15 protein-coding genes are annotated in these 12,643 nt (G+C 71.1%); 7 read left to right on the top strand and 8 right to left on the bottom strand.

What is annotated here, in order from left to right:
• Positions 1-101: 101 nt before the first annotated feature.
• Positions 102-497, bottom strand: coding sequence for a superoxide dismutase, Ni (gene sodN, locus ACZ55A_RS19025; protein WP_006603170.1), 396 nt, complete (start codon positions 495-497; stop codon positions 102-104).
• Positions 498-654: 157 nt separating this feature from the next.
• On the opposite strand from sodN, the gene sodX reads away from it, so the two are divergent.
• Entirely contained in the window at positions 655-1,113 is a 459-nt protein-coding gene (gene sodX / locus ACZ55A_RS19030; protein ID WP_468841207.1) for a nickel-type superoxide dismutase maturation protease, read from the top strand.
• Here the strand turns inward: sodX and ACZ55A_RS19035 are convergent.
• Positions 1,017-1,646: a CGNR zinc finger domain-containing protein gene (locus tag ACZ55A_RS19035; RefSeq protein WP_468841209.1), complete on the bottom strand. Its 630-nt coding sequence runs from the start codon at positions 1,644-1,646 to the stop codon at positions 1,017-1,019. The genes sodX and ACZ55A_RS19035 overlap by 97 nt on opposite strands.
• 92 nt (positions 1,647-1,738) lie before the next feature.
• Between ACZ55A_RS19035 and ACZ55A_RS19040 the strand changes: the two genes are divergently transcribed.
• A complete protein-coding gene (locus ACZ55A_RS19040; protein ID WP_468841211.1) occupies positions 1,739-2,500 on the top strand; it encodes a class I SAM-dependent methyltransferase in 762 nt (253 codons plus the stop codon).
• A 76-nt stretch (positions 2,501-2,576) separates the two neighbouring features.
• Here the strand turns inward: ACZ55A_RS19040 and ACZ55A_RS19045 are convergent, their stop codons facing one another.
• The 3 genes from ACZ55A_RS19045 to ACZ55A_RS19055 all read right to left on the bottom strand — a co-directional run bounded on the left by ACZ55A_RS19045 (position 2,577) and on the right by ACZ55A_RS19055 (position 5,361).
• Positions 2,577-3,329: an amino acid ABC transporter ATP-binding protein gene (locus ACZ55A_RS19045; protein WP_468841575.1), complete on the bottom strand. Its 753-nt coding sequence runs from the start codon at positions 3,327-3,329 to the stop codon at positions 2,577-2,579.
• A 47-nt stretch (positions 3,330-3,376) separates the two neighbouring features.
• A complete protein-coding gene (locus tag ACZ55A_RS19050; RefSeq protein ID WP_468841213.1) occupies positions 3,377-4,318 on the bottom strand; it encodes an amino acid ABC transporter permease in 942 nt (313 codons plus the stop codon).
• 68 nt (positions 4,319-4,386) lie between these two features.
• A complete protein-coding gene (locus ACZ55A_RS19055; protein ID WP_468841214.1) occupies positions 4,387-5,361 on the bottom strand; it encodes an ABC transporter substrate-binding protein in 975 nt (324 codons plus the stop codon).
• A gap of 539 nt (positions 5,362-5,900) precedes the next feature.
• On the opposite strand from ACZ55A_RS19055, the gene ACZ55A_RS19060 reads away from it, so the two are divergent.
• The 5 genes from ACZ55A_RS19060 to ACZ55A_RS19080 all read left to right on the top strand — a co-directional run bounded on the left by ACZ55A_RS19060 (position 5,901) and on the right by ACZ55A_RS19080 (position 9,817).
• Positions 5,901-7,130 carry an NAD(P)-dependent malic enzyme gene (locus tag ACZ55A_RS19060; RefSeq protein ID WP_468841216.1) on the top strand — a complete coding sequence of 410 codons (1,230 nt, stop codon included), beginning with the start codon at positions 5,901-5,903 and terminating at the stop codon, positions 7,128-7,130.
• A gap of 147 nt (positions 7,131-7,277) precedes the next feature.
• On the top strand, positions 7,278-8,240 hold the full coding sequence (locus tag ACZ55A_RS19065) for a zinc-binding dehydrogenase (RefSeq protein ID WP_468841217.1): 963 nt from the start codon (positions 7,278-7,280) through the stop codon (positions 8,238-8,240).
• Entirely contained in the window at positions 8,237-8,869 is a 633-nt protein-coding gene (locus ACZ55A_RS19070) for a HutD/Ves family protein (protein WP_468841219.1), read from the top strand. The genes ACZ55A_RS19065 and ACZ55A_RS19070 overlap by 4 nt, the downstream gene beginning before the upstream one ends.
• A 145-nt stretch (positions 8,870-9,014) precedes the next feature.
• Positions 9,015-9,224 (top strand): helix-turn-helix domain-containing protein, encoded by a 210-nt coding sequence (locus tag ACZ55A_RS19075; protein ID WP_468841221.1) that lies wholly within the window; start codon positions 9,015-9,017, stop codon positions 9,222-9,224.
• The gene (locus ACZ55A_RS19080; protein WP_468841223.1) at positions 9,224-9,817 is read left to right on the top strand and encodes a Clp protease N-terminal domain-containing protein; all 594 of its coding nucleotides are present in this window, start codon (positions 9,224-9,226) and stop codon (positions 9,815-9,817) included. Before ACZ55A_RS19075 ends, ACZ55A_RS19080 begins: the two co-directional genes overlap by 1 nt.
• A gap of 321 nt (positions 9,818-10,138) precedes the next feature.
• On the opposite strand, the gene ACZ55A_RS19085 is transcribed toward ACZ55A_RS19080, so the two are convergent.
• From ACZ55A_RS19085 to ACZ55A_RS19095, 3 genes are all read right to left on the bottom strand, one after another.
• The gene (locus ACZ55A_RS19085) at positions 10,139-11,302 is read right to left on the bottom strand and encodes a PadR family transcriptional regulator (protein WP_468841225.1); all 1,164 of its coding nucleotides are present in this window, start codon (positions 11,300-11,302) and stop codon (positions 10,139-10,141) included.
• A gap of 2 nt (positions 11,303-11,304) precedes the next feature.
• Positions 11,305-12,213 (bottom strand): DUF4097 family beta strand repeat-containing protein, encoded by a 909-nt coding sequence (locus ACZ55A_RS19090; RefSeq protein WP_468841227.1) that lies wholly within the window; start codon positions 12,211-12,213, stop codon positions 11,305-11,307.
• 134 nt (positions 12,214-12,347) lie between these two features.
• The gene (locus ACZ55A_RS19095; RefSeq protein WP_468841229.1) at positions 12,348-12,527 is read right to left on the bottom strand and encodes a DUF6104 family protein; all 180 of its coding nucleotides are present in this window, start codon (positions 12,525-12,527) and stop codon (positions 12,348-12,350) included.
• Positions 12,528-12,643: the final 116 nt, after the last annotated feature.

Below are 12,643 nucleotides of genomic sequence, written 5' to 3' on the forward strand. Positions count from 1 at the left end.
CCGCTCCGTCATGGACGCCGTGCTCGGCGGCCTGCGGACCGGGTGCGGACAGATAGGCGAAGTGACCCGCGGAAGTGCGGGCCGGGACGCCTAGGCAAGGCTCAGGCCTTCTTCGTCTCCCAGAAGATCCGGTCGATCTCGGCGATGAGCTCCAGCGCCTTCTCGCCCGTCTTCGGGTCGTTGGAACCCTTGGCGGTGCTCAGGGCCTTGAGGGTGTCGTTGACCAGCTGGTGCAGCTGCGGGTACTTCTCGAAGTGCGGGGGCTTGAAGTAGTCGCTCCACAGCACCGACACGTGGTGCTTGGCCAGCTCGGCGCGCTGCTCCTTGATCAGGACGGCGCGGGTGCGGAAGTCCGCGTCCTCGTTGGCCTGGTACTTCTCCTGGACGGCCTTGACCGACTCGGCCTCGATGCGGGCCTGGGCCGGGTCGTACACGCCGCAGGGCAGGTCGCAGTGGGCGCTGACCTTCACCTTGGGGGCGAACAGGCGCGAAAGCATGTTCAGTCCTTCCTCGTGATCGTCTTCTCAGGTGCGAGATTACTCGGTGGGGGAAGGCTTTTCTCGGGCGGCCCGGGGGTCTTAGGGCAAAAGTCCGGTGTCACGCTGGGACTGTTGGAGGATGGGCCGGTGAGCGGGTCGGACCGGGAGGTACGGGATGCCGGAGCGGGTGGATGAGCGCGGGCCGGAGCAGGGCGAGGGCGCGGAGCGCGGCGGGCTGCTGCGGGCGTTCGGGCTGGCCGAGGTCTACAACCCGTCAATGGTGCCGACGCTGCAACCCGGTGACCAGCTGGTGGTGCGGTACGGGGCGGCGGTGCGGCCCGGTGACGTGGTCGTGCTGCGGCATCCGTTCCGGCAGGACCTGCTGATCGTCAAGCGGGCCGTACGGCGGTGCGGCGGCGGCTGGTGGGTCCAGGGGGACAATCCGTTCGTCGAGAACGACAGCCGGGAATTCGGGGCCGTTCCGGACGAACTGGTGCTCGCCCGCGCCTGGGTGCGCCTCCGGCCGCCGCGCGGGATTCAGCGGTCGGTCGCCGGGGTGCTGTCCTGGGCGGTGTCGGCGGTCCGCCCCGTACGGGCCGAGCGCTCGCTCTCCAGGCGCTTGCGGGCGCGGTAGGCGGCGACGTTGGCGCGGGTGGCGCAGCGGTCGGAGCAGTAGCGCCGCGAGCGGTTGGTGGAGGTGTCGAGGTAGACGTTGCGGCAGGGGGCCGCCTCGCAGATGCCCAGGCGGTCCACGCCCAGTTCGGTGAGGTGGAAGGCCAGGCCCATACAGGCGGTCGCGGTGAAGCCGGCCGTCGCGTTGGCGGCGTGGTCGGCGATGTGCATGTGCCACTTGGGGCGGCCGTCGTCGTCCCGGTACTCATGGCCGGAGATCTGCGGGCTGACCGGGAACTCCATCATCAGGGCATTCAGCAGGTCCACGGCCAGCGCCTCGTCGCCGGCGGCGGCGGCCTCGAAGACCGCGCGCAGCCGGGAGCGGACCGTACGCAGCCGGGTCACATCGCTGTCGGTGGCGCGCCGGGCGGCCTGCTGGGACGGGCCGAAGAGTTCGCGTACGGCCTCGACCGAGGTGAGGCTGTCGCCGCCGCGCTCGGGCTGCTCGGTGTTGACCAGTCGCACGGCGTAGTCCGAGTAATAGGCCAGTTCCACTTGTAGTCCTTACGGGCGGGGGTTAGGGTGCGGGTGTGTGCGTAGTAATAGGCGTTGTTACTACGAGGGTATTACGGCCCGGAGGGGAAGCGATGACCGAGACCGTCGTCGGCGCCGATTGGCAGGCGTGGCAGCGCAGTTGGGACCGTCAGCAGGAGTGGTACCTCCCCGACCGCGAGGAGCGGTTCCGGGTGATGCTCGACATGGTCGAGGCGCTGGTGGGCCCCGCGCCCCGGGTACTGGATCTGGCGTGCGGTACGGGCAGTATCTCCGACCGGCTGCTCAAGCGGTTCCCGGAGGCCGAGAGTGTGGGCGTCGATCTGGATCCCGCGCTGCTGGCCATCGCGGAAGGGTACTTCGAGGGCGAGTCCCGGGTCCGCTTCGTACGGGCGGACCTGAAGGACCCGCGGTGGACCGAGAAGCTGCCGCACGACACCTACGACGCGGTGCTCACCGCCACCGCGCTGCACTGGCTGCACACCGAGGACCTGCGCGGGCTCTACGGGCAGCTCGGCCGGCTCGTACGGGACGGCGGCGTCTTCCTGAACGCCGACCACATGCCCGAGGAGTCCACCCCGCGGATCAACGCCGCCGAGCGGGCCTTCCGGCATGCGCGGATGGACGCGGCGAAGGCGGCCGGCGCGGTCGACTGGGCCGGCTGGTGGCAGCTGGCCGCCGCCGACCCGCGGCTGGCAGGACCGACCGCCGAGCGCTTCGAGATCTACGGCGAGCACGCGGACGGGGACACCCCGTCGGCGTCCTGGCACTCCGCCGCCCTGCGTGACTCGGGCTTCGCCGAGGCGCGGGCGGTGTGGGCCTCGCCCAGGGACGCCATGGTGCTGGGCCTGAAGTAGCCGGGCGGGAACACGGCGCGGCCCGCCGTCGCGGTGGAGGTCTCCCTCCTGCGACGGCGGGCCGCGCCGTGTTCCGCTACAGCACCTTCGAGAGGAACGACTTCGTCCGCTCGTGCTGCGGATTGCCCAGTACCTCGCGCGGGTGGCCGGACTCGACGACCACGCCGTCGTCCATGAAGACCAGCGAGTCGCCGACCTCGCGGGCGAAGCCCATCTCATGGGTCACGACGATCATCGTCATGCCGTCCGCGGCCAGGTCCTTCATGACGTCCAGGACATCACCGACCAGCTCCGGGTCGAGCGCCGAGGTCGGCTCGTCGAAGAGCATCAGCTTGGGCTCCATCGCCAGCGCACGGGCGATGGCGACACGCTGCTGCTGGCCGCCGGAGAGCTGCGAGGGGTAGTTCCCGGCCTTGTCGGCGAGGCCGACGCGGTCCAGGAGCTTGGTCGCCCGCTCGCGGGCGGCGGCCTTGGACTCGCCCTTGACCTGGATCGGCGCCTCCATGACGTTCTCGATCGCGGTCATGTGCGGGAAGAGGTTGAAGCGCTGGAAGACCATGCCGATGTCCCGGCGGCGGGCGGCGACCTCCTTGTCGCGCAGCTCGTAGAGCTTGCCGTTGTGCTCGCGGTAGCCGACCAGTTCGCCGTCGACGGAGAGCCGTCCGGCGTTGACCTTCTCCAGGTGGTTGATGCAGCGCAGGAACGTCGACTTGCCGGAGCCGGACGGGCCGATCAGGCAGAAGACCTCCCGGGGCGCGACCTCCAGGTCGATGCCCTTGAGGATGTGCGCCGCGCCGAAGGACTTGTGGACGCCCTCGGCCTTGACCATCGGGCCGCCGCTGGTGCCGGCGGTCTTGCTCGTCGTGATCTTGGTGGTCATCCGACACCTCCGGGGCGGTTGAAGCCGCCGGACAGCTTCGCCTTGGCGCGCTGGAGCGGGGTGAGTGGGAGCTGGCGGCTGGAGCCGCGGGCGTAGTAGCGCTCAAGGTAGTACTGCCCGATGCTGAGCACCGTAGTGGCGATCAGGTACCAGGCGGCGGCGAGGATCAGCATCTCGACCACCACACCGGAGTCCCGGCCGACGTTCTGCGCGGCCTGGAGCAGGTCGTAGTACTGGACGGCGATCACCAGCGAGGAGGTCTTCAGCATGTTGATGACCTCGTTGCCGGTCGGCGGCACGATCACCCGCATCGCCTGCGGCACGATGATCCGGCGCAGCGTCTTGGCGTGGCTCATGCCCAGCGCGTGCGCCGCCTCGGTCTGGCCCTCGTCGACGGCGTTCAGACCGGCCCGGCAGATCTCCGCCATGTACGCCGCCTCGTTGAGGCCGAGGCCCAGCAGCGCGCACAGGAACGGGGTCATGAAGTCCGACCACTCGTCCTTGTAGATCGGCATGATGTCGATGTACTGGAAGACGAGACCCAGGTTGAACCACAGGAACAGCTGGACGTAGACCGGCGTACCGCGGAAGAACCAGACGTAGAACCAGGCGACGGTGGACGTCACCGGGTTCTTGGACTGGCGCATCACCGCGAGGATCACGCCGCCCACGATGCCGATGATCATCGAGAGCACGGTGATCAGCAGGGTGTTGCGCAGACCCTTGAGGATGTCCGCGTTGAACATGTACTCCGGGATCGCGCCCCAGTTGACGTTCCCGGAGGCGAAGGCCCGGCCGAGCAGGGCGAGCAGTCCGAGGACGACGATCGCCGCCACCCAGCGGCCGTAATGCCGGACCGGGATGGCCTTGATGGGCTCGGGCTGGGGCGGCGGAGCGTCCGCCGGCGGCTGGGCCGACTTGTCGACGTCAACTGACACGGATGTTGCCTTTCAGCATTCTGCGGGTGGTCAAGGTGGTCAAAGGGGACGGGACGGCTGCCGGCGGCTCAGGTGCCGCCATTGAGCTTCACTTCCTTGACCGCCGCGTCCTTGACGTCCCACTTGTCCAGGACCTTGGCGTACGAGCCGTTCTTGATCGTGAGTTCCACGGCGGCCTTCAGCGCATCGCGCAGCTTCTCCTGGCCCTTGGGGACCGCGATGCCGTACGGGGCCGCCTTGAGCGGGGCGCCGCCGACCATCTGGAAGTCCTTGCCGCCTCCGGAGACCTTCACCGCGTACGCCGCGACCGGGTAGTCGCTGGAGACGGCGTCCACACCGCCGGTCCGCAGCCGGGTCTGGGCCTCGGAGTCGTTGTCGAACGCCTCGATGGCGATCGGCTCCTCGTCGTTCTTCTTGCAGGCCTTGGACTTGTCCTTGGCCAGGTCGTGCGAGACCGTGCCGCGCTGCACCGCGATCTTCTTGCCGCAGAGGGTTTCCCAGCCGTCGATGCCGTTGGTCTTGCCCTTCTGGGTGTAGAGCGAGACGCCGACGTTGAGGTAGTCGATGAAGTCGACGCCCTGGCCGATCTTCTTGCCGGTGTTGCTGTCGATGCCCTCCTGGCGCTCCTTGGTGTCCGTCATCGCCGACATCGCGATGTCGTAGCGCTTGGACTTCAGACCGCCCATGAGGGTGTCGAAGGTGGCGTTGTTGAAGTTGAGCTTGATGCCCAGCGCCTTCTCCATCGCCGCCGCAAGGTCCGGGTCGATGCCGGTGACCTTGCCGTTCGTGCGGAACTCCACCGGCTTGTACGTGATGTCCGAGCCGACCTGGAGCAGCGCCTTTTCCTGGACGCTCTTGGGCAGCATCTTGAACAGCGGCGCGTTGACATCGCGGTTCTTCTCCGCCTCACGCCTGGCGATGGCCGCGTCCGTCTGGTCGCCGCAGGCGCTGAGCAGCGTCAGCGAGGCGACGACCGCGGCCGCGGCGGCCACAGCTTTGTGTGACCTGCCGGTGGCCGGGCGACGGGTGGTGCTTGCGGTCATGCTGATCCTCCTGCGGATGGAGAAGCCGACGTGACAAAGACGTGACTAAAGGGCCGGGCACACACCTTCGAGCGTCGCGACCTGGGTTGGTGACGGAATCCTGCCATCCGGACTCCGGTATTCGGACTGCTGTCCAGGTCAAAATCGGATAACGGACAGGGAAGCCGAGGTGACGGCCCTGTGGCGCAAGCGAGACGGCCTCCGAGGAGGGACGCACGGTATGCGGTGCGTTCCCCCGTCTCGGAATCCGGACGCCGCAGCGGGATGCTCTTCTGAGTTTTTTGTGTATTTCGCCGCTATTGTCGAATCTCTGAACCCGAGGGTAATGAATCTGACTCGTCGGGGCCCGCGCCCGTCCGGTAGAAAGGTTCGTTACACCCCTCATCCGGGGCTCAGGGCGCGTGTGCGGCGCGCCCGGCGTCCGTACCTCCCCCCGCGCGGCGGCCATGCGCCTCGCAGGGCGCGGACGCGGTGCCCGCCCACCCCCCAACCAGGGAGTGGCCACCCTCAGCAGATTTACGAAAAAAGGGGTAAGACAAGTGGCAGCGGAGATCGTCAATCCTCGCAGCGACAGCAATACGGGCGCGGACGAAGGAGCGGGCACAGCGCCCGACGACACCTTCGATCCGGCCTTCGCGCTGCACCGTGGCGGCAAGATGGCCATCCAGGCCACGGTGCCGGTCCGCGACAAGGACGACCTGTCCCTCGCCTACACACCGGGCGTCGCCAAGGTGTGCAGTGCGATCGCCGAGCAGCCCGAGCTCGTGCATGACTACACCTGGAAGTCCCAGGTCGTGGCCGTCGTCACGGACGGCACCGCGGTGCTGGGCCTGGGCGACATCGGCCCGGAGGCCTCCCTCCCCGTGATGGAGGGCAAGGCCATCCTCTTCAAGCAGTTCGGCGGGGTGGACGCGGTGCCGATCGCGCTCGCCACCACCGACACCGACGAGATCGTGGAGACCGTCGTCCGGCTCGCGCCGTCCTTCGGCGGCGTCAACCTGGAGGACATCTCGGCGCCCCGGTGCTTCGAGATCGAGCGACGCCTCCAGGAGGCGCTGGACATCCCGGTCTTCCACGACGACCAGCACGGCACCGCCGTCGTCACACTGGCCGCGCTGCGCAACGCCGCCAAGCTCACCGACCGGTCGCTCGGCCAGCTCCGTGCGGTCATCTCCGGTGCCGGCGCGGCCGGCGTCGCGATCGCCAAGATCCTCATCGAGGCGGGCATCGGCGATGTCGCGGTCTGCGACCGCAAGGGCGTGGTCTCCGCCGACCGCGAGGACCTCACCGACGTCAAGCGCGAGGTGGCCGGCTTCACCAACAAGGGCGGGCTGACCGGTTCGCTGGAGAAGGCGCTGGACGGCGCCGATGTCTTCATCGGGGTCTCCGGCGGCACGGTGGCGGAGGAGGCGGTGGCGACGATGGCGAAGGACTCGCTGATCTTCGCGATGGCCAACCCCACCCCGGAGATCCACCCCGACGTGGCGCACAAGTACGCGGCCGTCGTCGCCACCGGGCGTAGCGACTTCCCCAACCAGATCAACAACGTGCTGGCCTTCCCCGGCATCTTCGCCGGGGCCATGCAGGTGCGGGCCTCGCGGATCACGGAGGGCATGAAGCTCGCCGCCGCCGAGGCGCTGGCCGCCGTCGTCGCCGATGAACTCAGCGCCGACCGGGTCATCCCCTCGCCGTTCGACGAGCGGGTGGCGCCGGCCGTCACCGCCGCGGTCGCGGCCGCCGCCCGCGCCGAGGGCGTGGCACGCCGCTGACCGCCGTCCGGCCGTGAGCGAACGGGCCGGGCCCGCCTCCGACAGGGGTGCGGGCCCGGCCCGTTGCGGTGTGCGGCCGGGGCGGCGCGGTGCGTGTCACACCCGTGCGCAGTACCGCAGCGGGCGGCCGCGGCCTACGTTGGGATCATGTTTGCTGCCTATGCCGCCCGCATCGACCGTGACCAGCCGCTCAGCGGCCTCGAATTGGGGGAGCGCCCGGCCCCCGACGTACGCCCCGGCTGGACGACCGTCAACGTCAAGGCCGCCACCCTCAACCACCACGACCTGTGGTCGCTGCGCGGGGTCGGCATCAGCGAGGAGTCGCTGCCGATGATCCTCGGCTGCGACGCCGCCGGGATCGACGCGGACGGCAACGAGGTCGTCCTGCACTCCGTCATCGGCCAGACCGGCCACGGGGTCGGCCCCAAGGAGAGGCCCTCCATCCTGACCGAGCGCTACCAGGGCACCTTCGCCGAACAGGTCACCGTCCCCGCCTGGAACGTGCTGCCCAAGCCGAAGGAGCTGTCCTTCGAGGAGGCCGCCTGTCTGCCGACCGCGTGGCTGACCGCGTACCGGATGCTGTTCACCAACGCGGGTGTACGGCCCGGCGACAGCGTGCTCGTCCAGGGCGCGGGCGGCGGTGTGGCGACCGCCGCCATCGTGCTGGGCGCCGCCGCGGGCCTGCGGGTCTTCGCCACCAGCCGGGACGAGGCCAAGCGCAAGCGCGCGCTGGAGCTGGGCGCCGAGGGCGTGTTCGCCTCCGGGGAGCGGCTGCCGCAGCGGGTGGACGCGGTGATCGAGACGGTCGGCGCCGCCACCTGGTCGCACTCCATCACCTCGCTGCGCCCCGGCGGCACGCTCGTCATCTCGGGCGCCACCAGCGGTTTCACCCCCAAGAGCGGGGAGCTCAACCGGATCTTCTTCCTGGAGCTGAAGGTCGTCGGCTCGACGATGGGCACCAAGGAGGAGCTGTCCGGGCTGCTCAGCTTCTGTGCCGCCAAGGGCATCCGGCCGGTCATCGACTCGACGCTGCCGCTGGACCGGGCGCGTGAGGGCTTCGAGAAGATGGCGCAGGGCGACCTCTTCGGCAAGATCGTCCTGACGGTGTGACGGACCGTCTCCTCCCGGCGGAGGCCGGGCGCGTACGGATCCTGCGGGCGGCGGGGCGGAGCGCCACGCCGTGGAGCAACGGGGGCGGGGTGACCCGCGAGGTCGCCGTCCACCCGCCGGGCGCCGGCTGGGACACCTTCGGCTGGCGCCTCAGCCTGGCCGACGTCACCCGGGACGGGCCGTACTCACCGCTGCCCGGCGTCCGCCGGATCCTCACCGTCGTCGACGGCGGGGGCCTGGAGCTGACGGTGGACGGCACCGTCCACCGCCTCCCGGCCGGCCACCGCCCCTTCGTCTTCTCCGGTGCCGCCGCCACCGGCTGCCGGCTGCTGTCCGGTCCGGTCGTCAACCTCAATGTGATGCTCCGGGAGGGGTGGGCGGCGACCGTGGAGCGGGTCCGGGGCCGCCGCACGGTCGCCCCGGTCCCGTCGGCGGCCGAGAGGGCCGGCGCTCCGGACACCGTCGTGGTGGTGGCGCTCCAGGGACATACGCGGCTCGGGGCGGCGGGGGAGCCGCCGGCACAGCTGGAGCGGTTCGACGCGGCGCTGCTGACGGGACCGCAGGCGGTGGCCCTCGAACTGCGGACCGATGGCACCGCCGCGGTGATCGCCCTGTCCGCCGCTTTCTGATCGCCCTCTCGGCCGTCTCCTGACCGTCGTCTCCTGGCGGACCAACGCCTCGCTCCTTTACGGGCCGTTGTCCGCCCGCCGGCCCGCACACCCTTCCGTGTCAACAAAGGTTGACGGCTGCCGGATGTCAACGTAGATTGACGCCATGACCGACGCAACGGACCTCGCCGAACGGGCGGGTGACCAGGACCCCAGGGTCGGGCTGCGGGCGGTGGCCGCACTGCGGCGGCTGCTGGAGCAGCTCGAAGCCGTGCAGGTGCGCAGTGCCAGGGCGAAGGGCTGGTCATGGCAGGAGATCGCGGCGGAGCTGGGAGTCAGCAGACAAGCGGTGCACAAGAAGCACGGGAGGCGCTGATGTTCGAGAAGTTCACGGCGGACGCGCGGGCGGTGGTGCGCCGGGCGGTCGAGCTGGGGCACGCCGAGGGCCGCCCGGGCCGGACGGAAGGACCGCACGGCAGCGGCACCGTCGGGGAACCGGAACTGCTGCTGGCGCTGCTGGACCGTACCCACTCGCCGGCCGCTGCGGTGCTCGGCGCCCTCGGGATCCACCGGCGGCGGGAGTCGGTGGTGCAGGCGCTGGCGGCGGTGCGCCGGCGCGGGGGGATGTCGACGCGGGACGCGGCGGCGCTGGCCGGGCTGGGGATCGATGTCGATGCGATCGTGGCGCGGGTGGAGCAGGTGCACGGAGTGGGCGCGCTGGCCGGCGCCGGGACGGGCGGGCACCGCAGGCGGGCGCGGCCGCGGTTCACCGCGGAGGCGAAGGCGGTGCTGACGCGGGCACTGCGGATCGCGGCCGGCCGCGGCGAACGGCACCTCGGCGACGAGCATCTGCTGCTGGCCCTGGCCGGCGGACCGGGACCGGCCGCCGCGGTGCTCGCCGACCACGGGGTGACCTACGCGGAGGTGCTGCGGCTGCTCGACGAGGGCCGGGGCCGCCGCGCGAGCTGAGGCACGGGGTGAACTCGGCGCAGCCGTCACCGTGTTGTTCGCGGGCGGCCGTGAGGTCGTGGCCCCGTGGGGCGGGATCGTCGACGGCCGCACCGGACGGGCCCGGCAGGAGGACACCGTCCTTCCGGTGATGTCCGGCATGAGGGGCGGTCGCGGCGACCAGCGGGCCGATCGGCTCATCGGGTGCCGCGCACGTGCGTGGCGGGCTGAACCCCGCCGTGCCATGAGGCAGGGCCGGACACCTCTGGGGGTGTCCGGCCCTGCGCCAAGGCGGCGGTGGGACGGGGCCGTTGGGACGGCTGCCGGCACCGCTCGTGACCCCTACGGCCGGGGCGTCGGTTCCTGGTCCGGATGCGAGATGGGCCACTCGGGGTGGCGCAGCAGGGCGCCGATGTGGGCGGCGGCGGTGGACAGCCGGCGGCGGGACTCCTTGAGCTGCTCGGCCGTGACGCCGTGGTCGCGGGCGGCGTCCCGCAGATCGTCGCGGAAGCGGTCCAGCAGCCGGTCGAAGTCGCGGGCCGGATCGCCGCTGGCCGGCTCCTCCGCCCACGCGGGCGCGGGCGGGGCGGGAGCCGAAGGTCCCTCCTCGGCGGTCTCCTCGGCCAGGTCGACGCGCTCGACGGTCACCCGGCTCTCCCCGGCCGCCCCGCCGGCACCGCGGCCGGTGGTCTCCGGCCCGCCGCCGTGGCCCTCGCCGGTGAACCGGCCGACCTCGCGGGAGACCTCGGCCAGCGCCTCGCGCACCGCACCCGACCAGTCGCCGGTGCGCACCGCCCCCTGGGCCTGCTCCTGGACGCGCCTGATGACCCGCTGGACCTCCTCGCGCGCGAACACCTGGGCGTCCCTGGCCTGCTTACGGGCCCGCTGGGCGTCCTGCCTGGCCCTCCTGCTCTCCTCCTTGGCCCGCCGCGCCTGTTCCTTCCACTCGTCCTTGGCGCGCCGGAACTCCTCCTTCGCCTGCCGCCAGGCCTCCTTGTCGCCGAACGCGGCGTCGAAGTAGTCCGAGGCCTCCGGGAACGGCCGCCCTGCGCCCTCGTCCTCCGCCGTCTTCTTCGGGCCGGCGCCCCGCCCGGCCCGGCCGGAACCCCCTGCGCCCGCGCGGGCCTGCTGGGCGGCCTCCCGGATCTCGCGGCGCAGATCCCGCGCCGAACCGCTCACGTCCTCCCGGATGTCGGAGGCGAGTGCGGCGACCGACTCCCTGATCTCGAGTTCGAGATCGGCCAGTTCACCGCCGCGGTCGGCGAGTTCGGCCCGGCCGGCGTCGGTGATCGAGTAGACCTTGCGGCCGCCCTCGGTCGCATGCGTCACCAGCCCCTCGGCCTCCAGCTTGGCGAGCCGGGGGTAGACCGTACCGGCGGAGGGGGCGTACAGCCCCTGGAAGCGTTCCTCCAGGAGGCGGATGATCTCGTAGCCGTGCCGAGGGGCCTCGTCCAGCAACTTGAGGAGGTAGAGGCGCAGACGGCCATGGGCGAAGACGGGGGGCATGCTCAGAGCACCTTCTTCCCGGTGGGCGGGGTGGTGGGGGAGTCCTCGTACGGGCCGGGCCGCCCGCCGTTCTCGTCCTCCCGGGCGGGGCGGCGCACCAGGGTCAGACCGCCGGACACGGTGGTGGCCTTGAGGGTGCCGGTGCCCGCGCCGAGCGAGCCGGTGATCTTCTTGGCGCCCCACTGGCCGCTGACCCGCAGCTCGTCGAAGGCGTTGGCGACCGTGCCGCTGGTGGTGTTGGCCTCCACCCGGGCATCGGCCGGGTCGGGCAGCCGGATGGCGATCTCCCCGGTGACCGTCGTCAGCTCGATGCCGGAGCCCTTGCCGGGGTCCAGATCGAGGACCATGTCGCCGCTGACGGAGTCGGCGCGCACCCCGCCGCCCGCACCGTCGATGACCGTCAGATCCCCCGAGACGGAGCTGAAGCGCAGATCGCCGGTGAGCGACTGCACCTCGACGTTGCCCGAGACCGTCTCGGCCCGCACCGGGCCGGTGATCCCGGCGAGTGTGCTGTGGCCGGAGACGCCGCGTACGTCCGTACGCCCCGAGATGCCGGAGACGACCGCGCTCGCGCCCACCACCCCGACCTCGACGCGGGTGCCGGCCGGCACCCGCACCGAGATCACCGCGCTGCGGTTCCAGCCCCTGCGGTCGAGGAACTTGAGGAAGTCCCGCCAGGGAAGGTCCTCGTACGCGACGGAGAGCACGCCCCGGCGGCACGAGACGATCAGCGGTGGCCCGTGCAGCTCACTGATCTCCACGCGCGCGGGGCCGCCGTCCGAGGTGCCGACGACATTGACCGTCCCGCCGTACACCCGCACATTGAGCGCCTCGACGGGGTCGGTGATCTCCAGCGTGCGTGCTTCGGCCACCTGCGTCGGACTCTGTGACCACTCGGTCCCGGCTGACATTCCTGGCCTCCCCTGGATAGCCGTGCAACGCAACATATCGCGTCCTCGCTGGACACGATATATCGCGGATTGCGGAAGTCAAGCGACCCCGACCCTGACCGGCCCCCGGCTCGTCCCCTAGGGGCTCTCCTCGTCTACTCGTCCTCCTCGTCGTCCAGCCGCGCCAGCCACGTCGCCAGCCGCTCCACCGGCACCTCGAAGTCCGGGTTGAGATCGACGAACGTCCGCAGCTGGTCGGCCACCCAGGCGAGGGTGACCTCCTCCTCGCCGCGCCGGTTCTCCAGCTCCTCGATGCCACGGTCAGTGAAATACACGCGCTCTCCACCAGGGGTCATGGGACATTCCCGGCCAGGATAGGCCGAGCCGCCGCAACGCCCGAGGGCCCGCCCCCGCAGCAGCGGGGACGGGCCCTCGGGATGCTCCCGGTACG

It is taken from the genome of Streptomyces sp. NPDC034111 (assembly GCF_055575375.1).